The organism is Xanthomonas sp., from assembly GCF_017163755.1.
Classification (GTDB): Bacteria; Pseudomonadota; Gammaproteobacteria; order Xanthomonadales; family Xanthomonadaceae; genus Xanthomonas_A.
The window spans coordinates 139,717-160,853 of record NZ_JAFIWC010000006.1 but is presented as its reverse complement, the minus strand read 5'-3'; the positions used below and the strand labels follow the sequence as shown (position 1 = coordinate 160,853).

Below are 21,137 nucleotides of genomic sequence, written 5' to 3'. Positions count from 1 at the left end.
TGGATGGGCGCGTTTTCGGAGCCGGCTGCCGCAGCCGCGGCGGGCAGTCCGAACGACCCGCCGAGCGAGCAACGGACAGCGGCACTCGGCGCCCAGGTCACACAACCCGTTCCTGCCATCGCGCCCGTTTCGAGCGGCGGCTGGCGGAGGCGACGGCCGGCGCGCAGAATCGCCCGGACGCCGACCGGAGTTCCGACATGAACACCACTGCCGCTTCGCACGATGGATGGATGGCTCGCGCCGCGTTGCGCTGCGCGGCCTGGGCCGAGCGCTGGTTTCCCGATGCCTACGTGTTCGCCGTGCTCGGTGTGGTCATCGTCGCGCTGGCGGCGATGGCCTTCGGCGCCACGCCGCAGGCCACCGCGGCGGCGTTCGGCGAAGGCTTCTGGAGCCTGATCCCGTTCACCATGCAGATGGCGTTCGTGGTGATCGGCGGCTACGCGGTGGCCACCGCGCCGGTCGTGTCGCGGCTGATCGAGCTGCTCGCGCGCGTGCCGCGCAGCGGCCGCGGCGCCATCGTCTACGTCGGCCTGATCAGCATGCTGGCCTCGCTGCTGAGCTGGGGTTTCTCGCTGGTGTTCGGTGGCCTGCTGGTGCGCGCGCTGGCGCGGCGCCAGGCGCTGGGCATGGACTACCGCGCCGCCGGCGCGTCGGCCTACCTGGGCCTGGGCGCGGTGTGGGCGATGGGGCTGAGCTCTTCGGCCGCGCAGTTGCAGGCCAACCCCGCCAGCATGCCGCCGGGGTTGCTCGAGATCACCGGCGTACTGCCGTTCACCCAGACCATCCTGCTGTGGCAGTCGCTGCTGCTGACCGCGATCCTGATCGCGGTTTCGCTGCTGATCGCCTGGCTGACCGCGCCCAGCGGCGCGTCGGCGCGCACCGCGCGCGAGTTCGCCGGCGCCGCCTTGGCCGAACCCGAGCCGCTGCCGCCACGCACCCGTCCGGGCGAATGGCTGGAATACAGCCCGCTGCTGACCGTGCTGCTGTCGCTGCTCGCGTTCGGCTGGCTGGCCGGCGAGTTCGCGAGCAAGCCGGTGGTCGGCGCGATCGCCAGCCTGAACACCTACAACTTCCTGTTCCTGTCGCTGGGCCTGCTGCTGCACTGGCGCCCGCGCAGCTTCCTCAACGCGGTGGCCAAGGCGGTACCCAGCACCACCGGCGTGCTGATCCAGTTCCCGCTGTACGGCGGCATCGCGATGATCCTCACCCATGCCGTCGGCAGCGGCGATGCGACGCTGGCGCACCGGCTGTCCAGCCTGTTCGTGCGCATCGCCAGCGCCGACAGCTTCGCCCTGGTGATGGGCGCGTATTCGGCGGTGCTCGGCTTCTTCGTGCCGTCCGGCGGCGGCAAATGGATCATCGAAGCGCCGTACGTGATGCAGGCCGCGAACGAACTGAAGGTGCACCTGGGCTGGGCGGTGCAGATCTACAACGCCGCCGAGGCGCTGCCGAACCTGATCAACCCGTTCTGGATGCTGCCGCTGCTCGGCGTGCTGGGCCTGAAGGCGCGCGACATCGTCGGCTTCACCTTCATCCAGTTGCTGGTGCACATCCCGCTGGTGCTCGGGCTGCTGTGGCTGCTGGGGCTGACGCTGCCGTATGTGCCGCCGGTGATGCCGTAGCGCAGCATGGTGCGTGCGATGGCGCTCGCCTGGGAGCATCCGACTCTGGCGTGTGCAGCCAGCAAGACGACTGGGTGAGCTCAGGTCATCGGTCGTTCGGCGTGGCGCGGGTCGGCGACCGCCTTGCGCGGCCAACGGCGATACGTAGGTCGGTTTCCGACGGATCCGGAGCAGCGCCACGTCCGGCGTCTTGGCCAGGCTACCCGCGCGGGGTAGCGACAAAAGCCGCCTCGGCTGCTGTCGCTCCTACATGATCGGTACCCGCAGATAAGAACGGCCGAGTGGATCCCGGCCACTATCGAAGCGACGGCGGCGACGCGCCACTGCGGGACGCTCTTTCGCCGCCATCGCTCGCGCAGCTTGCTAATCGCGGCACGAACGCGAGGCTCAGTGGGTCTTGCCCGCAGGCGCGCGCGGCGAAGCGTCGGGTTGCGTACGCGTCAGTAACGCGAAGATCCGCGACTGCGCCGGTTCGTCCTCCAGCCCGCTGATCTGCATGTCGCCGGACAGCGGCGACATCACCGTGGCGACGGTGAGTACCTGTCCGTCGCCGAGCAAGGCGATGGGCTTGCCGATCTGTTGCGAGGTCGCCTCGGTGATGCGGCGGGCCTGGTCCGCATCGAAGCGCAGCGCGATCGCCGGGCGGTCGTCGCCGCCAGTGGCGCGGGAGACGGTGACGCCGGTATCGGCGCGCAGCAGCGGCTGCGGCGCCAGATACACCACGCCACCCTGCCCCAGTGCGGCGCTGTAGGCCGTCTCGGCATATCCAGGCTGCGGCGCATGGCTGGCCTGGCGCAGTTCGACCGCGGCTTTCACCGGCACCGCCTCGGGGACCGGCTCCTGCCGATCGCACGCGGCCAACGACACGCAGCAGGCCAGCGACAACATCCATGATTTGGTTCCGCGCATCGCATCCTCCAGGTGTTTTTCCAATGCCATCATAAGCGCACCGCTCATGATGACCCATCCGTTGCCTCCATCCGGGGGCCGCAAACATGGGGCGTGGGCAGGCCCGCCGATCCGCCAACCTGCCCTTCGCAGACGCACTGCTTGCTCCTGCCGCGTTCAGTACAGGTGACAGCAATGGCGACACGAGCCTGCCGCGTTGGCTACCGCGCTTCCACCTCCATGTGCTCCGGCACCATGCGCCGGCCCGGCGCGCGCGTCAGCAGTTTCAGCATGCGCTGCTGCTCCTGCACGTCTCCTATCCCGCCGAGCTGCATGCTGTCGGCGAACGGACCGGCGACGGTGGCGACGGTGAGCACCTGGCCGTTGGCCAGCAACGCGATCGGCTTGCCGATATGCGCTTGCGCCATCTGCGCGATCTGCTGTTTGGCCTCGGGGCGGAAACGGATATCGATGACCGGCGTTCCGCCGGCATCGAAGTTGGCGCGGGCCGTCAGCAGGGTCGCCCCCGCGACCAAGGGTTCCGGCTTCAGGTACAGCGGCCGGCCATCGCCACCGACCGCCCGCTCGTACCCCGGCACCGGCTCGTAGCTGACGCTGCGCCATTCGACCACGGCCTTGACCGCATCCGGCGCCGGCTCGCTGGACGACGCGCGGCCGCATGCCGTGATGGCGAGCATGCAGAGCAGCAGCCAACCCCACCGGGACCCTCCATGCATCATCGCTTCTCCGTTCAATGGCTCGCATCCTAGGACGTTTTTGGCGCGACAGAACAGGCCATGCTGCGCATGCGGTTGGACAGGCGGTAAGCCTGCCGCGGCGCCACGCTCGACTACTGGCACCGACGGCAGCTAGCAAGGCCGCACTCGGGCGCAATCGGAGCGAGCGCGTCAGCAGTTGGTGCTTATCGGCATCAGCCATCTGGCTCTCGCTGTCTCTCACGCGTCCAGCACGACATGCCCTGCACCTACACGCGCTTGACCCGGCGGTTGTTGAGGAAGCCGTTGACGTAGCTGCGGCCCATCATCGTGCCCAGCGTGGCATTGATGTCCGAAGCCGCCACGCCGAGCGCGCCGGCCTAGTCCGATAGCGACAACGCATCTCGACCATGCCGGTCAGGGCACCCGCGCCACCACCCACGCATCCACCCGGGCCACGCCTGCGCGCCGCAGCGCCTGCGCCGCCGCATGCAGGGTGGCGCCGGTGGTCATCACGTCGTCGATCAGCGCCACGTGCGCCGGCGGCGCGCCGTGCACCGCGAATGCCTGGCGCAGATTGCGCCTGCGCGCGACCGCATCGAGCTCGGACTGCGGCGACGTCGCGCGCACCCGCCGCAGCACGTCGCACAGCGGCAGCCCGAGCCCGCGCGCCAGCGGCCTGGCCAGCTCCAGCGCCTGGTCGTAGCCGCGCTGGCGCAGGCGGGCGCGGTGCAGCGAGACCGGCACCAGTGCCTGCGGCCGCGGCAACCCGGCGGCGCGTTCGAGCAGCAACGCGCCCAGCAGCCGGCCCGCCGCCAGATCGTGGTGGAACTTGAAGCGGCGCAGCAGGCCGTCGACCGGTGCGGCATAGACGAAGGCGCTGGCGGTCGCTTCCAGCGGCGGCGGCTTGCGCAGGCAGCGGCCGCACAGCGTGGCGGATTCGAAGGCCGGCAATGGCGCGGCGCAACGCTGGCAGGCGCAGCCGTTCCACGGCAACGAGGCGCTGCAGGCCGCGCACAGGTCCAGGGTGACGGCGCCCGGCTCTTTGCACACCAGACAGCGCGTCGGCAGCAGGCAGCGTTGCAATCGACGCCACCAGCCGTCAACTTCAAATGAACCTTCGCAGTTGACAGGGATATCCATGCTCACCAGACTGCCCGCTTTCCCAGCCCGTTACCGTCAGGAAACCCCCATGTTCGCTGTCATCCGACACGACTGGCAACGCCAGGAACTGCTCGCCCTGTTCGACCTGCCCTTCCCGGACCTGCTGCACCGGGCCGCCAGCGTGCATCGCGAGCATTTCGACCCGGCGCAGGTGCAGGTATCGACGCTGCTGTCGGTGAAGACCGGCGGCTGCCCTGAGGACTGCGCGTATTGCCCGCAGGCGCAGCGCTACGACACCGGCGTGGATGCGCAGAAGCTGATGAGCACCGACGCGGTGCTGGCGAAGGCGCGTCAGGCCAAGGCGGCTGGTGCCTCGCGCTTCTGCATGGGCGCGGCATGGCGCTCGCCGAAGGACCGCGACATCCCCAAGGTCGCCGAGATGATCCGCCAGGTGAAGGCGCTGGGCCTGGAGACCTGCGCCACGCTGGGCATGCTCGACGGCAGGCAGGCGCAGGCGTTGAAGGCGGCGGGGCTGGACTACTACAACCACAACCTGGACACCGCGCCGGACTTCTACGACTCGATCATCCACACGCGCCAGTACCAGGACCGCCTGGACACGCTGTCACACGTGCGCGACGCCGGCCTGAAGACCTGCTGCGGTGGCATCGTCGGCATGGGCGAATCGCGCGAACAGCGCGCCGGCCTGCTGCAGGCCCTGGCCAACCTGCCGGCGCACCCGGACTCGGTGCCGATCAACCGCCTGGTGCAGGTCGCCGGCACCCCGCTGCACGGCACCCGCGAACTAGACCCATTCGAGTTCATACGCACCATCGCGGTCGCGCGCATCGCCATGCCGCGCTCGATGGTGCGCCTGTCGGCCGGGCGCGAGAGCATGAGCGACGAACTGCAGGCGCTGTGCTTCTGCGCCGGCGCCAACTCGATCTTCTATGGCGAAAAGCTGCTGACCACCGGCAACCCCGACACCGAACGCGACCAGGCGCTGTTCGCGCGCCTGGGCCTGAGCCCCATGCCAATCACCGTGGACGCCGGCGACCACGATCACCCGGGGACCGTGCATGCGGATATCACCAAGGAGTGCTGCGGGCACGCGGCGTAACCGCGGCCGCCCTGGCAGCGGGTGCAACTCGTAACCAGGGCGTCAGCGAAGCAGTTCCAAGATCGATCCGCGCTGCACATCATGGATCGCGCGACATGGCGGCAAGTACCATCCAACAGGTCAAACTACCGGGCCGATAAACGGCGACCGATCTTGTCGCCATCGATAAACACCGCATGCCGCTTGGGTCAGGACGCCGGTCAATCGGGCCCGAAGATGACTTCGCGCCACCCGACAAAGACCATGAACAAAAAGCTTCCTCCATAGAACAACGTGGACAGCGTCATGCCGATGCGCCAACGCAGGTTCATGTAGGGCAACTTTCCGTCGATTGCCTTCTGTTCGATCTCCGTCGGCGGCGTAGTTCGATAGGGATTTTCTCCGCTCCACTGCATCGATTTTTCAAGCTCAGGCGGCAACGGTGGGTGAGGCGTGTGCCGCTCGATCCAGGGGATCATCCGGTCGGCCCAATAGCCGAACATCGCGCCCATTCCGAAGTAGAGCTTGTTGAACAGGCCCGGTTTCAGGCGATGCTCGTCGTCCAGCAGCCCCGGGATGGTATCCCGGTCGATCCGGGCATGGATCCCATGCGACTGCCCTTCGGGAATGCGGTATTCGATCGGAGGCACCTTGTGCGCAGGCGCGTCCATGTACAAGCGGATGAACTCCCACAACTCAGCCTGCGGCAGCACTGCATTCGCTGCATCGCTCACCCGAATGCCCTTCAAGATCTTGCGTGTCGCAGGCTCGATCTCGTTCACGTCCAGCATGTACATGGAACTTGCGCCGTAAGGCGTGACTGCCATATGCCCGTAGACAGCAGGCACCGCCTTGTCGTAATCGACCCATGTCCAACCCGACTTCTTGCCTTGCCACTGGTAGAAACGGCGAAGCTTACGACTTAGAATAATCCGTGATTGTGGCGAGCGGAGTTGCTTGAAGAAAATCGCAGCACAAATCGCTGGAACCAAGATAGAGACAGCGTTCAGAAGAAAGGCCGCCAAAAAATCATCGTTCCAGTTTATTTTGCCGAAGCCGAAGTTAACCTTGTATAGGTCAGGAAGACTCGAAAGAAGCATAAACCCTCCAGCCCAGGCCGTGATCAGCAGCGCAAAAGGGCGGAAGCTAGCGCGATAAGTCTTGGTGAACTCCAAGTAGGCTGGATTGATCGCCGACACCATTTGCCGCGCATTCGCCGAAGCCTCTTCTTGCGAAGGCCCGCCTGCCCCAGGCATCACATAATACATATTGTCCTTCTCGCCGGGCAGCGGCAGACTGCGGTACAACGCCATTAACGCGGTTCCGGATGCCGAAATGTGCTCACTACGTCCGGCATACCGTCCTTGTCGGGCCAATAGGTACCCTCCATCTCCAGGCCATCCACATATATAGCTTCCGGGTTGATTTCCTTGCCGGTCATCCATTCGATCATCGATTCAGACCATGGCTCATCGCGCTGAAATACCAACACTCCGGACAGATTCATCGCGCCCGTAGTGGGGTCCAGTTTGATTTCTGGACGCCCATATCCTTTAGCCTCTTCAGCCAGCAAATTCTTACGCCCAGCCCGACCAATCGACAGACTTTGCTTACCATCCTCACAGATGATGGTTCCTGCCTCGCCTTTCTTCATACGGCGACCATCCTTGACTGCGGTGAAATGCAACTCAAGGCGACTGCCCTTCGTGTAGCGAGGCAGGTCGACTTGATAGCTGAAGTGATAGCCAATACCGTGTCTGTCGCGAAAGTCACTGAACCGCCCCATGGCGGTGAATACGATGCGCTGGAAGGCCCGCACCTCGTCAGCGAGGGTGGCAAAAGGAGCAACAGCCCCAGCCTTTCCGAAAGCATTCTTCTCGTCCGCACGATGCGCGCCCTTGCCAAAGACGCCGTTGTCTAGCCAATATTCAACGGGCAATAATTCGGAATCGTCGGTGGCGAATGCCTGCCAGGCGCAGTACAGCGCCAGCCCCAACGCCGCGACGACGATGAGAGCCCAGCCCACCGGACCCATCAACGCAGCTATTCCCGTGGCGGCAGCACCCGAACTGGCTGCTGCAGCGGCTCCAGCGCCGGCCCAACCAGCGACGCTTGCAACTACCAGCGCGGCGCCCGAACCGATACTCCAAAGTCCCGAATCCACATCGCCACTCGCTATCTTTGCACGTCCCTTGATGATCGAGTATCCCCCCTCAATCACGCCAGCAGCCAATCCTCCGCGCGCCGCCCATCTTGCCACCAAGCGAACTGTAGTCGTCTCTACGCCTCGCACGGCCTGCACCGCCACGAAAAGTTCCATGCCTGCGCTCAAGCAACCCAACACTGAGTAGGACAGGCCCACCGCCAGATCCAACTTGTCCTCCGCTGAAGGGCTCGCCTTGCTGCGATACTGCTCGATGACGCTGGCTCCAGCAGCCACTTGAAAGAACACTGCGCCGGCGCTGAGAACCGCTCCAGCTTTATCCATCACCTTGTTAAGATGATTCTCCATCAAAGGATTGTTCTGGCTGGGATTGGCGCCCGAACGGGTACTGATCTGTATCTCTGTTAGACGCATCCTCTTAAGCGCGTCGTAATCGAGCGTAGCGCCGGATTCCATTTTCTTGACCACCCAGGCGACAGCGGCAATGGCCTCATCCCTGTTTGTGGGGGGCGCCAGCACCAGTGCACCATCCATCGCACCCGACAAGCCGGGCTTGTTGATCGGCGACAGGCCCACGGTACTGCCCCGGGTCGAAGCGACCGGCACCTGCGCGCGCACACGTGGATCACCTAACATTACAGCCAGGAACTTCTGCGAAACCTGCTGCCAGGTACCCTTGAGCAACGACGGTTGCACGGCGATGTCTTCACGAGTAATCAAGGCAAGCGTGACTTTCCGCAGCAGCTTTCGGTATGCCTTCGGGTTCTTTTGCCTCAGCTTGAACAACAGCCCGGCGCTGGTCTCTATGATCGTCGCAGTATTCTGGTTGGCCATTCGCGTAGCGCGAATGGCCCTACGAAAGTTATCGACACCGACCAGCGCCTTCGCAGAATACTCGCTCAGTACCCCCGTGGCCTCTGCAGCGGCATCGTAAGCTTCGTCCTGATCGCCCGGGTTTCCTGCCAAGTAGGTTAGGAATGGTGTATGCGCGGCACTGAGGCTGCGGGCGAGCCAGTTGTTGGGATCGTCCTCCGGGAGATCGAGCACGCTCATCCATATCTGATCGAGTTCCTTGCCGGTCTGCCCGGAACCGGCAATGCAGCACGCCACCATGTCCTCATGGTCGAGCCCCGAGCGAGTATCGTCCGAAAAATCCGAGCGCTGCTGGAGCTTCCAGGCTTCCGAAGTCATCACGGCGCAGTAATCTGCGCTGGCCTTCTCGCCATACGCAATCAACGAATCAGCAGTTCGCTTTTCGTCCAACGCCGCACGCCATGCGGTCTGGTCGATGTGGCGAAGATACCGGTCGGGGCCGTAGTGCGATGCGTACCAGGGGCCAGGGTTTTTCTCGGCATTGAGGCGGATGCCCTCGATGAGCTCGGCGACTATGCGCTTGCGGCTGCGCATCTCATCACCCATCCCTGCAACATGGGCCAATTCGGCGGCCGTGCGGCTGCGATAGTGATTCATCTGCATCGCAACGCCGACGGTGTCCTCCATGTACAGGATGACGCCGGTCTTGCCTTCGGTCGCCTTGGAGGACTTGGCCATTTCTGCGGCCAGCTGCGCGCCTGGCGACGACGCGTTTGGCAGACCCAGTTGCAGCAATGGAGCCTGCGCCATGAGCGATGCCTTGGGGCCTCGATTGTGCAATCGCTGCAACTGGATGGCGCTGATCTGATCGCGCGTCGTCTGCGAGGCGTAGTCGGCCACGTGCTTGCCTATGTCGGCCGTCATCTGCCTAGCATGCGTCACGGTCCTTCCTACACCGACATCGTTACGGGCGGCCGCGACCACGTCCATGGCCCACATGCGCTTGTCGCGGATGCCGTCCTTGTTCGCTTGGTAGTCGTCGAGCACCTTCTTCGACCAACGATAGCGACTGAAGGCCACGCATACGCGCGGCGTCTTTTCAGGGTCGAGCACGAAATACTGCAGGGCCGTGGGATTGTGCTCCGTGCGCATGCACGCGCTTGGCTCGTCCAACGGCTTGGCTTCGCTGGCGCTCTCGGGAAGGTCGGCGATCGGCATCTGGCGCAGCAGGCCCGAGGAATCTACGAGATACGCCTTCAGCCAAGCGTCTTTGGCCAGGTCGTAGATATAGATATAGCCCGCCGGCACCGAACGCATGTAGTACCAGTGGTCGGTCAGGTCGGTAGCCCGCAACGCGTTGCTCAATGCTTCCAGCTCGTTGGCTCCCGGGTCTCTGAACAAGACTCCCGAGGTGACGGACCTCAGCATCGCCGCGGCCAATATGTTCTTGGGCAGGACGCCGGATACCACGGGCAGGACCGCCAGTCCCTGCTTGACGCAGTTGGGACACTGGTCACCGGGCTGCTTGTCCGTCGTGTTTTTCGCGACCGTCTTTCGTGCCGCAGCGATTCCACCATCTGCCATGATCCGCTCTCCTTATCGAACCGGCTCTACTGCCGTATGAGCCAACGTTGTACTGCCGAGCGACTGCCAATAGGCATCGTCAAAGGCATCCAAAGCATCCATCACCGAACTGCCGCTGGCCTGCGCCGCCAGCATCCGCGCATGTACCTCGGGCGTGCGATCGAATCCCTCGCCGACCATTGCCACGTAGACGAGGTACATCACCCTGTCTCGTTCCGTATCCAGCCTCCAGGACTGCATGCCGGCGCGCAAGTTACGCGCGAGCTTGGCCGGCGACAGCGCGGCCATGTCACGCCCCATCTCCTGTAGAACGTCCAGCGCGCGGTTGACGTATCCGGCTTGGACGAGCAAGTCCAGCTGGCCGTCATCCAGGCGCAACGCACTGGCGGCGTCCGGCTCGGCGCTCGCCTGGTCGAGGACGATCGATTGGATGGCACCATCGCGCCTGAGCCAGTATCGAGCCGTTGCATGGCGGAGCAGACATTGCCTCTGTGTCGGATTCACCAGGGCGGCCAGGATGTCCATGATGCGGGGATCCCAATGCCGCAGCATCCGGGACTCGCCTTGCAGGGTCAGGGCTGCGCAGCCGGCCATGTGCGACGCGAGCTCCTTGAGCGAGCCGGAGCGTATCCAGCCACACACCGAGCGCGCGCGGGGCGCCGAGTCGTCCAGGTGCATGGCCTCGGAAACGGCGACGCCTATGCTGGTTTCGATAGCCTGGTCGCGGCCGAAATCCCCGAGCGCCAGCAGATAAGGCCGTTGTTCGTCCTTCAGATCCCGGCGGCGTAGCGGCAGAACGATGGCCTCTGCGCGCGTCGGGGCGTCGCGCAATGGGTCCACAAGGATCGGATCTACGAGCACACACAGGCGCCCGTGCGCGTCTTTCATGCCTTCTGCGAGCAGCGCGCCCCGTACGTTCTCCTTGGCCGAGTGAAGTCGTGCGTCAGACAATCGCCTCTCCCCCCTGGGCCGCGGCCTGCATCTTGTAGTCGCACCCCTTGTAGCTCGCGTTGGGCAGCGTGGTCTGGCTGCTTGCCGACTGCGGCCCCGTCCACACCCGGTTCCCGCCCTTGAATTCGATCTTGCCCGGCGCGCCCAGTTCGATGTTGCCGCCTTCCAGCTTGATGTAGGCGCCGGCGGCGGTGGCCAGCAGGTGCTTGTTGGGGGCGGCGATCTGGATGTCGGCGGTGGTGCTGGCGATCCTGACCTGGGTCTTGGCCGCGATCTTGGCCAGGTTCTTGTGCGCGCGGGCGCTGACCGCGCCTTGCGCGGCGTGCAGGGCGATGCCGCGTTCCTGGTTGGGGCTGCCGGCGACCGGTTCGCCGCCCTGGGTGTACAGCACCAGCCCGCCGGCCACGGCCATCACCAGTTGCGCCTGGCTGGCCCAGTTCAGCGCGGTGCCGGCGAGCAACGCGGTCTGCGTGCCAGAGACCCAGACCTGGTCGGCCGGAGTCAGGCTCATCATGCCCGCGGTGCCGCTGCCGAGCAGCGCCGGGCTGCTCCAGCCCGGGGCCTGGCCGTCGCCGCCTTTGAGCTGGCCTGCCGCGCTGCCGCTCTGCGTCGCCTTGAGGCTGGCCTGCAGGGTCTTGAGCCCTTCCTGCGCCGGCAGCGTGTCCGGGTCGTTCGGCAGTTGCGCCTGCTGCTGCTTGGCCGCATCGGCCAGCGCCTGCAGCAGCTGTTCGCCCTGCTCCAGCTGCGACAGCGCCTCGCTGGCCGCCAGCTGCTGCTGCCCGGACTCGCTGGTCAGCAGCAGGCCCTGGCCGGCGCGCACGGCGCCATAGGCCTGGGTGGACAGCTCGACGCCGAAGCCGCGCTCGCCTTCGCGCAGGTTGTCGCCGCCGCCCTTCAGGTGGCCCAGGGTCAGCGTGCTGGCGTGCTGGGTGGTCGACAGCTGCGCGCGGCCCTGGCCGGGGGTGTCGTCCAGCCGCAGCTGCTGGTAGCCGCCGGCGCCGTCCTGGCTCTGCGCCAGCGCCTGGCTCTTGAAGCCGGTGAACACCGCGCCGTGCTCGTTGCCCTGGAACCACGACGGCGCATTGCCGGTGGCGCCGGCCCCGCCGCCGCCGACCTGGTTGTGCGCCGCGTCGTCCTGGCCGCGTCCGTTGTAGATGCTGCCGATCACCACCGGCCGGTCGATGTCCCCTTCCAGGAACGCTACCAGCACCTCCTGGCCCTTGCGCGGCAGCACCACGCCGCCCCAGTTGTCGCCGGCCCACGGCGTCATCACCCGCACCCAGGTCCACGCCGAGGCGGTGCCCGGCGCGTTGTCGTCGCCGGCCGGGTGCGCGAGCGCGCTGCTGGCGTCGGCGCCGCGCTGGAACGGGAACTGCACCTTGATCCGGTGGTCGCGGTCGGACTGCACCGGGTCGCCGTCGCTGACCACGATCGCGCTCAGCGTGCCGCTCACCGTCGGCTTGGGATGCAGGCGCAGGCCATGGCCGTCCTCGGTCTGCGGCCGGTAGGTCGCCGTGGCTGGCAGGGCGGTGAACTGGTTGCGGTAGAACTCCACCGACGCATCGTCTTGCGGCGGCGCATAGCCGGCGCCCAGGCCTGCCAGCGCCGACGGCAGCGGCGCGCCGGCCACGGTCACCGTGCCCAGCGACTGCTCCAGCGCGTCGAACACATCCGCACCGAGGTTGTTGCGCGCCTGGTGCCGCACCTGCAGGCACAGGAACGCCGCATCGGCGGCCACGCCCACATGCTGGCTCAGCGCGAAGCGCTTGCCCGGCGCGAGCCGGCGCCAGCTGCCCTGGCCTTCGATGGTCTGCGCCGCCACCTGCTGCGCATCGAGCTGCTGCTGCGCGCGGCGCTGGCCGCGCGCGGTGTTCTGCCAACCGTACGGGCCGGCGGTGTCCACGTCCTCGGCGCCGATGTCGCCCAGCGCGGTGCCTTCGGCGCCGGCCGGACGCAGGCTCAGGCTGCGGTAGTCCCAGCTGGCGCGCGCCAGCTTGGCGGTACGCCAGCGCCGCGCCGGCGACCACTGCTGCACGCTGTCCTGCTGCTCGGTGACGTCGGTGCGGTGGTAGCGCACCGCGCCCAGGTCGGCGAAGGCGTCGTTGTGGTCCGACAGCACCAGCGTGTGCGTGCCGCGGGTGTCGCTGTCGGCCGCGCCGGTGTGTTCGAACCAGTAGCTGATGCCTTCCTCGGCCAGCAATCGGCTGAGGAAGGCGAAGTCGGTTTCCTCGTATTGCGTGGTCAGGCTGCGCTTGGCGTACACGCCGCGGTCGGCCAGCTCCCAGCGCCACGCCGGCGCGAGCGCGCCCTGCTCGGCGTAGTCGGCGAACACGCTCTCGGCGATCTCCACCACGCTCATGTCCTGGAACACGTAGCTGTCCAGGCGCTGGGCCAGCAGCGCCAGCCACGGCTCGACCACCAGCCGGTAACGCGCCAGCCCGCCGTTGCTGCCGAGCCGTTCGAACGCGGTGACATGGCCGTGGAACGGACGCAGCGCGGTGGTCGAATCGGCGGTGAGCAGTTCCAGCAGCACCGGCTGGCCGAGCAGGTCGTCCAGGCTCAGGCCGGCATTGGCCGACAGCGCGCCCACTTCGAAACGGAAACCGCCGCCGTCGACCGACTCGCGGCCGTCCAGGGTCTCGGCGACCAGCACGTCGGGGCCCAGCGCGGTATGCAGCCGCAGCAAGCGTTCCTGCTGCCGCGGGGCGGCGCTCAGGGCGGAAAGTACAGTGGCGACCGGGTCCATAGGTGCTCCTTGCGATCACAGATCGGCCGCCCGCGCCTAGCGGCCAAAGGCCGCGCGAGCGCGGCCTGGAGGGTGGCGCGTGGTGAAGCGATTCAGGCGGCGATGACGCGCTCGAGCTGCAGCGACGGGGTCTCGGTGCACTGCAGCTTGAACTCGCGCCCCGCGGCGGTGATCGCCACTTCGCGCACGTTGCTGACCAGCTGGTTGGCCTTGGCCTGCGCCGGCGCCTGCATGTGGATGCGCCAGGAAGCGCGCTCCATCAGCGAGGCCAGCGTGCGCGCATCGGCGCGCGCGTCGGCGGCGGCATTGCTAAGCAGCTCGACCACGTGCTCCGGGCGCAGGCGGTTCCAGCTGCGCAGGCTGTCGGTGTCGCGGCTCGCCCGTCCCAGGGCCAGGCTGTCGCAATGGGCAATGGCTTTGGCGCGATCGTATCCGTAGAAATCCATGGTGTTTCCTCCTTGGTGATGGACTGCGGGTGTCAGGATAGCTTGTATTTGAACGCGCCGTTCTTGCCGGCGCCGACCTTGATGGCGTTGATTTTGCCGCCTTCGGCCATCGCCGCGAGCACGCTCTCGGCGATTTCCGGCAACAGCGTCCCATTCAGGATGTGGTCGACGTTGCGCGCGCCCGAATCCACCTCGGTGCAGCGCGCCAGCACCGCCTCCACCAAGCTCGGATCCCACTGGAAGGCGGCCTTGTGGTTGGCGGCGACGCGGTCGCGGATGCGGCCGAGCTTGAGCGCGATGATCTGCGCCAGCACGTCGTCGTTGATCGGGTAGTACGGCACCACCTTCAGGCGGCCGAGGAAGGCCGGCTTGAAGCTGCGCATCAGGATCGGGCGCAGCGCCTCGGCCAGCGCCTCGGCGTCCGGGATCTCCTCGGCCGGCTTGTTCAGGCAGGCCTGCATGATCTGCGAGGAACCGACGTTGGAGGTGAGGATGATCAGGGTGTTGCGGAAGTCGATCTCGCGGCCTTCGGCATCGTCCATCGCGCCCTTGTCGAACACCTGGAAGAACATCTCCAGCACGTCCGGATGCGCCTTCTCCACCTCGTCCAGCAGCACCACGCTGTACGGATTGCGCCGCACCGCCTCGGTCAGCACGCCGCCCTCGCCGTAGCCGACGTAGCCGGGCGGGGAGCCCTTCAGCCCGGACACGCTGTGCGCCTCCTGGTACTCGCTCATGTTGATGGTGATCAGCTTGCGCTCGCCGCCGTACAGGATGTCGGCCAGCGCCAGGGCGGTCTCGGTCTTGCCGACGCCGGACGGGCCGACGAACATGAACACGCCGCGCGGCTTGTTCGGGTCCTCCAGCTTGGCGGTGGCGGTGCGCACGCGCTGGGCGATCGCGGCCAGCGCGTGGTCCTGGCCGATGACGCGCTCGACCAGCAGGCGGTCGAGGTTGCGCACGGTGCGGATCTCGTCCTTGACCATGCGCCCCAGCGGCACCCCGGTCCAGGCCGAGACGATCTCGGCGACCACGCCGCCGTCGACCTGCAGCGGCACCATCGGGGTCTCGCCCTGCAGCTCGCGCAGCTCGGCGAGCAGCGCGTCCAGCTGCGCCTGCTGCGGCGAGGCCGCCGCGATGGCCTTTTTCGCCGCGCCGCGTGCCGGCTTGGCCGCTGCGGCACCGTCGCCGTCGGCCGCCGGCGCAGGTTCGGCGGCGGCCGGCGCCGCTTCCATCTGCGTGCGCAGGGCGACGATGCGTTCGGCCAGCTCGCGCTCGCGCACCAGCCGCGCCTCGTTGTCGGCCAGCACCTGGCGCGCGCTTTCCTGCGCCTGCCGCAGCTCGGCCACGCGCTCGTCGTGGTGCCGGGCGCCGCCGGAGGTCTCGCGGTTCAGCGCGGCCAGTTCGGCCTCGAGCCGGTCCAGGTGCTTGCGCGTGTCCTCGATGATCGCCGGCGTGGCGCTCTGCCCGAGCGCGACCTTCGCGCAGGCGGTATCGAGCACGCTGACCGCCTTGTCCGGCAGCTGGCGGCCGCTGATGTAGCGGTGCGACAGGCGCACCGCCTCGGTGACCGCCTCGTCCATCACCCGGATGCCGAAGTGCTTCTCCATCAGCGGCACCATGCCGCGCAGCATCGCCGAAGCCAGCGTCTCGCTCGGCTCCTCGACCTTGACCACCTGGAAGCGCCGCGCCAGCGCCGCGTCCTTCTCGAAGTACTTCTTGTATTCGCTCCAGGTGGTGGCGGCGATGGTGCGCAGTTCGCCGCGCGCCAGCGCCGGCTTGAGCAGGTTCGCCGCGTCGTTCTGGCCGGCGGTGCCGCCGGCGCCGATCATCGTGTGCGCCTCGTCGATGAACAGGATGATCGGGTGCGGGCTCTTCTTGACCTCGTCGATGACGTTCTTGAGCCGGTTCTCGAACTCGCCCTTGACGCTGGCGCCGGCCTGCAGCAGGCCCATGTCCAGCACGTGCAGTTCCACGCCCTGCAGCACGTCGGGCACGTCCTTCTCGGCGATGCGCCGGGCCAGGCCCTCGACCACCGCGGTCTTGCCGACGCCCGCCTCGCCGGTGAGGATCGGGTTGTTCTGGCGGCGCCGCATCAGGATGTCGATCACCTGGCGGATCTCGCCGTCGCGGCCGATCACCGGGTCGATCTGCGCGTCGCGCGCGCGCTGGGTGAGGTTGGTGGTGAACTGGTCCAGCGCCGGGGTCTTGGTCAGGCCGCCCTTGCCGTCCGGCGTGCCGGTCAGCCCGTCGACCGGGTCGCCGCCGGCGTCGGCCTGGCCGGCGTCGGCGAAGCGCAGGCTCTGCCCGGCTTCCTGCGAGCCTTCGGTGAGCCGGGCGAAGTCGTGCTTGAGCGCGTCGAGCTTGATCTTCACGAACTGCTTGGAGCCGCGGTAGGCCAGCTGCGACAGGTCCGGCTCGGTCAGCATCGCCAGCAGCAGGTGGCCGCTGCGGATACGCGTGGTCTCCGAATCCAGCGAGGCGATCAGCCAGGCGTGCTCGAACAGCGTGGGCAGGTGCTGGGAGAACACCGGCGTACGCGTGTTGCCGTTCTTGAAGCGTCCGACTTCCTCGCTGAGGTCCCGCTCCAGCGTCTCCGGCGAGATGCCGCAGCGGCGCGCGATCAGCACGAAGTCGCTCTGCGGCTGTTCCAGCAGCGCCAGGAACAGATGCTCCAGGTCCACTTCGTAGTTGCCGCGCGCCATGCACAGGTTGGCCGCGCGCTCGGCCGCCTGCCGGCAGGTGTCGTCGAGCTTGCTGATCAGGGTCTTGAGATTGATGCTCATGCGAAAACAGGACGCTCCATGCTGGCGGTTTCGTGATGTGGCGCCGGCGGTGCTGCCTGCCGTCGGCGTTGGGCTCGGGCCCGGTTCATTGCAGGGTGTGCAGGCCGTAGGTGGTGTCGGCGCGCGGCCTGGTCTCCGGGCGCGAGCACAGGTAGCTGTCCCAGCCCAGGCGCACGCCCAGTTCGTCGCCGACGCCGGAGCCGCGCACGTCCTCGGCGCGCAGCACCAGCTTGACCTCGTATTCCAGCCCGCCGCCGGTCAGCAGCGTCAGCCACTTGGACAGCGCCTTCTCGGCGCTGCCGCCGGGCAGGAACTGGTCGAAGGCTTCGCGGTCCAGCGGGCCGAAACGCAGGCGCATGCGCAGGTCGCGCTGCCACACCCGCTCGCCGGCCAGCGCGCTGGAACCCAGCGTGGCATTGGCCTGGCCCAGCCGCGTGGCCTGCTGCGCCGGCACCTTGTACCAGGCGCCGACGAACTGTTCCAGGTCCACCGGCACCTTGAAGTAGTCGGCCAGCACGCGCTGCAGCAGCTTGGCCGAGATCGGCCGCTGGCGGATGGCGCCGGCGTAGTACGCCACCGCCTGGTCGAACACGTCGCCGTCGCCATCGACCATGCGGTCGCGCAACCCGGGCATGCCCATGCCCAGCAGCGACAGCACCAGCGGCAGGAAGCGCTCGCGCCGGTCCAGTTCGTACTGCAGCGCCAGCCGGTGCTTCTTCCATGCCGCGTAGTGCAGCGCCACCGCGCGGTTGGAGAACATGTCCAGGAACGCGCGCGGGGTGCGGTCGCGCTGGTACAGCTCGCGCTCGTGCAGGGTCTCGGTGTAGTGCAGCGGCAGTGCGCCGGAGGTGCCCAGCAGGCCCATGAAGTTAGGCGTCAGGTGCACTTCGCCGAGGCTTTCGGTCTCGATCGCGAACGCCAGTGCCGCGTCGCTCTCCAGCCGCTCGCCGTCCTGCGAATAGGCCTGGCCGACGGCGTCCAGCTCGGTCGCCGGGAACGCCAGCGACAACGAGTTGTGGAAACGCACGCGCGTGGGCAGGGCCTGGCCGGCCTTGACCCCCTGGCGCTGGAACACCCGCTCCAGAATCCGCATCGCCTGGAAGAACTGGAAGCGATGCGGCTCGGCGAGCAGTTGCAGCGCTACGCCAGGATCGATTCGCCGCTTCGCGGTGAGCATCTGACGAGTTCCTCCCCTGTTTCGCTGGAAATGAGCACCAGCCGGGTAAAGCTGTTGGCGTGGACGTAGAGGCCGAAGAAGTGGTCGAGCACGTGCGCGAACGCGGCCACACCGGTACCGACGAAATGGCTTTCGCTGATGGTCAGGCGCACTTCCAGCCCGCGCACCACCGAGGCGAAATGCTTGCCGGACAGCCAGGTGGTGACCGGATGCTGCTCGATGCCGACGATGCCGTCGATCTGCCGCGACGACACGCTGCTGCCGGAGATGTCGTACAGGCGCAGCATCTCCTTCAGCGCCGGCAGGCCGCTGCCGGTCAGCGACAGCTGGTTCAACGACAGGTGCGAGATCAGCCGCCATTGCGCGCCGCGCCCGTGGCGGAAACGCAGCGGCCGGCTCGGCTTGCGCAGCAGGCTGATCGCCCGCGCCGGCGTGCCGCCTTCGATCGACAGGTCGCCGCCGGCGATGCCGTAGGCCAGCTGGTTGGGCAGGTCGCGGTTGCTGCAGGTGAGCTCGACGCTGACCACGTCGGTCTGCGGCAGGGTCGGGTTGAATTCCAGGTCCACGAAGCTCAGTTCGGTCTCGTAGCCGGGGCTCTGCCGCGCCACGTCCTCGTCGCGGCGCGCGACCCAGTACTGGCCGGTGCGCTCGGGGTCCTCGCCGTGGTGCAGCGAATAGAACGGGCGGAACTCCTGGATCAGCTCGCCCTGCGGGGTCTGCCGGATGCGGTGCACCGAGTCGATCGAATGCACTTCGTAGGCGAAGGCGCGGCGCCCGTCGGCGACCACCGGATAGGTGACGCTGCGGTGGGTGACGCGGATCGGCTCGCCGTGCTGCGCGAACAGGTTCACCACCGGCGTGCAGCCCAGGCGGATGTTCTTGCGGTCCAGTTCCTCGAGCACCTGGTTGGCGGCGCGATCGGGCGGGGTGGCCTGCAGCACCAGATGCAGCGTGAACCAGCGGCTGGCGCCGGCGGTCACCGGCTTGAGCGCCAGATCGAAGAAGCCGAACTTGTCCGGATAGCCGAACAGCTCGGTCAGCAAGCGGTAGGCCGGATGCGAACGCGCCGGGAAGTCGATCAGCGATTCGTCGTCGGCGAAGCCCACCGGCGCCAATGGGGCTTCCGCCAGCCGGCGCCAGCGCCCGCTGCCGTCGGACTCCACGTAGGCCGCCTTGACCCCCAGCGCCAGCGCATCGCGCATCGCCGAGCAGAACGACGGCTCGCCGTCGACGAAGAAGCGCAGCGCGTCGGTGCCCAGGCCGGCGAACGAGGCCTGGTCGGACAGCAGTTCGAAGCTGATCGAGATCTGCGCGCCGGTACCCGGCGGCAGGCTGACCGCCATCGGCGCCTCGGCCACGCCGCGGTAGCTGGCGGCCTTCACTGCCACCGGCGCCAGCACCACGTCGTAGGCGGTGCGGAACCGGCAGTTGACCCCGCGCACCGGGCGCGACTGCAGGTAGCTGCCGCGCGGCACGCGGATCGGCGCGCTGAGCTTGGCGGCCACGCCTTCCATGTCGAAGTAGGCGATGGAGCAGGACGGGAACGGCCGCAGGTAGTGCGGATACAGCACTTCCAGCAGCGCGTCGGTGAATTCGGGGTAGTCGTCCTCGATGCGCTTGGAGATGCGCGCGCCCATCAGCGCGAACGCCTCGATCAGGCGCTCGACATGCGGATCCTGGCTGCCGTCGGCCGACAGCTGCAGGCGCCCGGCGATCTTGGGATAGCGCTCGGCGAACTCGCGCCCGTAGCGGCGCAGATAGCCCAGTTCGCGTTCGTAGAAGGGAAGCAGGTCCTGCATGGTCAGGGCGTCGCCTGGCGCCGCAGGCGGCTGACCGAATACTGCAGCGTGGACGGTTGCAGCATGGCGTCGAAGCTCACCGGCTCGCGCGCCGGCTCCATGTCCAGCAGCGCATGGATGGTGAAGTGCAGGCCGCCGCCGAACTGGCCGCCGGTTTCCAGCTTCACGTGCACGTTGCGCAGGCGCCGCTCATGGCGCGCGATCGCCTGCTCCAGCGAGCGGCAGATCATCGTGCGGTCGTAGGCGTTGGCCAGGCTCATCGCGGAAAAGTCGCCGAGGCCGTAGGTCATCAACGACTGCTTGCAATTGGGAAATTCGGTGAGGCCTTCCTCGCTGAACGCCGAACGGGTGTTCAACAGGCCTTCCAGGTCGCGAGCGACCGATTCCTTGTACTGGTCGATGGAGATCGCCTTGAACACGTGCGCACCGCTCGTGGACTTGGGCGCATCGTCGAACAGCTTTTCCAACAGACTGGGTTCGAGTCCCTTCATTGACCGCCCCTACGTGAAGTCGTCCTTGAGCCTTCCTGCCAACTGGGCGCGGCCGGCGGATGGCGCGGCCCGGCTGTGCGTCGGTCCTGTGTCTTCCGCGCGAGGCGGAAATGCGATGGCGCGCGAAGGCGCCATCGCAAAAACAAGCATCAAACGGTGTAGTTGGGAATGTTCTTGGTGGCACTCCACTGCGCAACCGCCTTGCCGCCGATTCCGCCTTCCGGCTTCTGCTGGTTGTAGGTCCACTTGATCGCGCCGAAGCTGAGCTGGACTACTTCCTGCGGCATGCCGTCCTCGTCCACCGTGGTGGTGACGCGGTGCACCAGCACGTTCATCAACTCAACCAGGTAGTAGTTGATGGCGTTGCCGTCCTTGTCGGCGCGCATGAACTCGATGCGGGCCTTGGGGAAGGTGGTGCCGTTGGCGCACGCCTGGTTCAGCGCGGTGGTGGACAGATCGATCGCCTTGACGATCTCGATCGGCGACAGGTTCACACGAGCGGCCGACTGACCGCCGGCGGTGGACGCCGTGGCCGAGCGCGGCTGCAGCAAGTCCTGGGAGAACGACTTGATCTCCACCCAGTCCTTGTGCTTGTCGTCGTGCGATTCACCCTTGATGGTATCGATAGAAAGAAACGCGTGCTGCATATCTGGTCTCCTAAGTTCCGGTCTTCCGTGAGATTGATTTGCCGGGCGAGGGCCCGGCGGTTATTTGCCTGTCCCGAAGGACATTGCGTCAACTGCAAAACATG

General features: G+C 67.0%; 15 protein-coding genes. 2 read left to right on the top strand and 13 right to left on the bottom strand.

Annotated elements, in window-relative coordinates; all coding sequences use genetic code 11:
* Positions 1 to 197: 197 nt before the first annotated feature.
* Positions 198 to 1,622, top strand: a complete 1,425-nt coding sequence (locus JR065_RS05990) for a short-chain fatty acid transporter (RefSeq protein WP_206233006.1) — start codon at positions 198 to 200, stop codon at positions 1,620 to 1,622.
* 387 nt (positions 1,623 to 2,009) lie between these two features.
* Here JR065_RS05990 and JR065_RS05985 read toward each other — a convergent pair whose 3' ends face one another.
* The 3 genes from JR065_RS05985 to JR065_RS05975 form a co-directional block, all read right to left on the bottom strand.
* Positions 2,010 to 2,615: a SecDF P1 head subdomain-containing protein gene (locus JR065_RS05985; RefSeq protein WP_241093413.1), complete on the bottom strand. Its 606-nt coding sequence runs from the start codon at positions 2,613 to 2,615 to the stop codon at positions 2,010 to 2,012.
* A gap of 116 nt (positions 2,616 to 2,731) precedes the next feature.
* Positions 2,732 to 3,208 (bottom strand): SecDF P1 head subdomain-containing protein, encoded by a 477-nt coding sequence (locus tag JR065_RS05980; protein ID WP_206233004.1) that lies wholly within the window; start codon positions 3,206 to 3,208, stop codon positions 2,732 to 2,734.
* 435 nt (positions 3,209 to 3,643) lie between these two features.
* Positions 3,644 to 4,369, bottom strand: coding sequence for a ComF family protein (locus JR065_RS05975; protein WP_206233002.1), 726 nt, complete (start codon positions 4,367 to 4,369; stop codon positions 3,644 to 3,646).
* 49 nt (positions 4,370 to 4,418) lie between these two features.
* Between JR065_RS05975 and bioB the strand changes: the two genes are divergently transcribed.
* A complete protein-coding gene (bioB, locus tag JR065_RS05970) occupies positions 4,419 to 5,450 on the top strand; it encodes a biotin synthase BioB (RefSeq protein WP_206233000.1) in 1,032 nt (343 codons plus the stop codon).
* Between the two features lie 200 nt (positions 5,451 to 5,650).
* Here bioB and JR065_RS05965 read toward each other — a convergent pair whose 3' ends face one another.
* From JR065_RS05965 to JR065_RS05920, 10 genes are all read right to left on the bottom strand, one after another.
* A complete protein-coding gene (locus JR065_RS05965; protein WP_206232998.1) occupies positions 5,651 to 6,742 on the bottom strand; it encodes a hypothetical protein in 1,092 nt (363 codons plus the stop codon).
* Positions 6,742 to 9,990, bottom strand: a complete 3,249-nt coding sequence (locus JR065_RS05960) for a toxin VasX (protein WP_206232996.1) — start codon at positions 9,988 to 9,990, stop codon at positions 6,742 to 6,744. The genes JR065_RS05965 and JR065_RS05960 overlap by 1 nt, the downstream gene beginning before the upstream one ends.
* 12 nt (positions 9,991 to 10,002) lie before the next feature.
* Complete coding sequence (locus tag JR065_RS05955) at positions 10,003 to 10,878, bottom strand: DUF4123 domain-containing protein (RefSeq protein ID WP_206232994.1); 876 nt, start codon at positions 10,876 to 10,878, stop codon at positions 10,003 to 10,005.
* 55 nt (positions 10,879 to 10,933) lie between these two features.
* Positions 10,934 to 13,687, bottom strand: coding sequence for a type VI secretion system Vgr family protein (locus JR065_RS05950; protein ID WP_206232992.1), 2,754 nt, complete (start codon positions 13,685 to 13,687; stop codon positions 10,934 to 10,936).
* Positions 13,688 to 13,779: 92 nt separating this feature from the next.
* Complete coding sequence (locus tag JR065_RS05945; protein ID WP_206232990.1) at positions 13,780 to 14,133, bottom strand: hypothetical protein; 354 nt, start codon at positions 14,131 to 14,133, stop codon at positions 13,780 to 13,782.
* A 32-nt stretch (positions 14,134 to 14,165) separates the two neighbouring features.
* Positions 14,166 to 16,919 (bottom strand): type VI secretion system ATPase TssH, encoded by a 2,754-nt coding sequence (gene tssH, locus JR065_RS05940; RefSeq protein WP_206232988.1) that lies wholly within the window; start codon positions 16,917 to 16,919, stop codon positions 14,166 to 14,168.
* 85 nt (positions 16,920 to 17,004) lie between these two features.
* Entirely contained in the window at positions 17,005 to 18,096 is a 1,092-nt protein-coding gene (gene tssG, locus JR065_RS05935; protein ID WP_206232987.1) for a type VI secretion system baseplate subunit TssG, read from the bottom strand.
* A complete protein-coding gene (tssF, locus tag JR065_RS05930; RefSeq protein WP_206232985.1) occupies positions 18,060 to 19,895 on the bottom strand; it encodes a type VI secretion system baseplate subunit TssF in 1,836 nt (611 codons plus the stop codon). Before tssF ends, tssG begins: the two co-directional genes overlap by 37 nt.
* A 2-nt stretch (positions 19,896 to 19,897) precedes the next feature.
* Complete coding sequence (tssE, locus tag JR065_RS05925) at positions 19,898 to 20,386, bottom strand: type VI secretion system baseplate subunit TssE (RefSeq protein ID WP_206232984.1); 489 nt, start codon at positions 20,384 to 20,386, stop codon at positions 19,898 to 19,900.
* A gap of 149 nt (positions 20,387 to 20,535) precedes the next feature.
* Positions 20,536 to 21,033, bottom strand: a complete 498-nt coding sequence (locus JR065_RS05920; protein ID WP_206232982.1) for an Hcp family type VI secretion system effector — start codon at positions 21,031 to 21,033, stop codon at positions 20,536 to 20,538.
* Between the last annotated feature and the right edge of the window lie 104 nt (positions 21,034 to 21,137).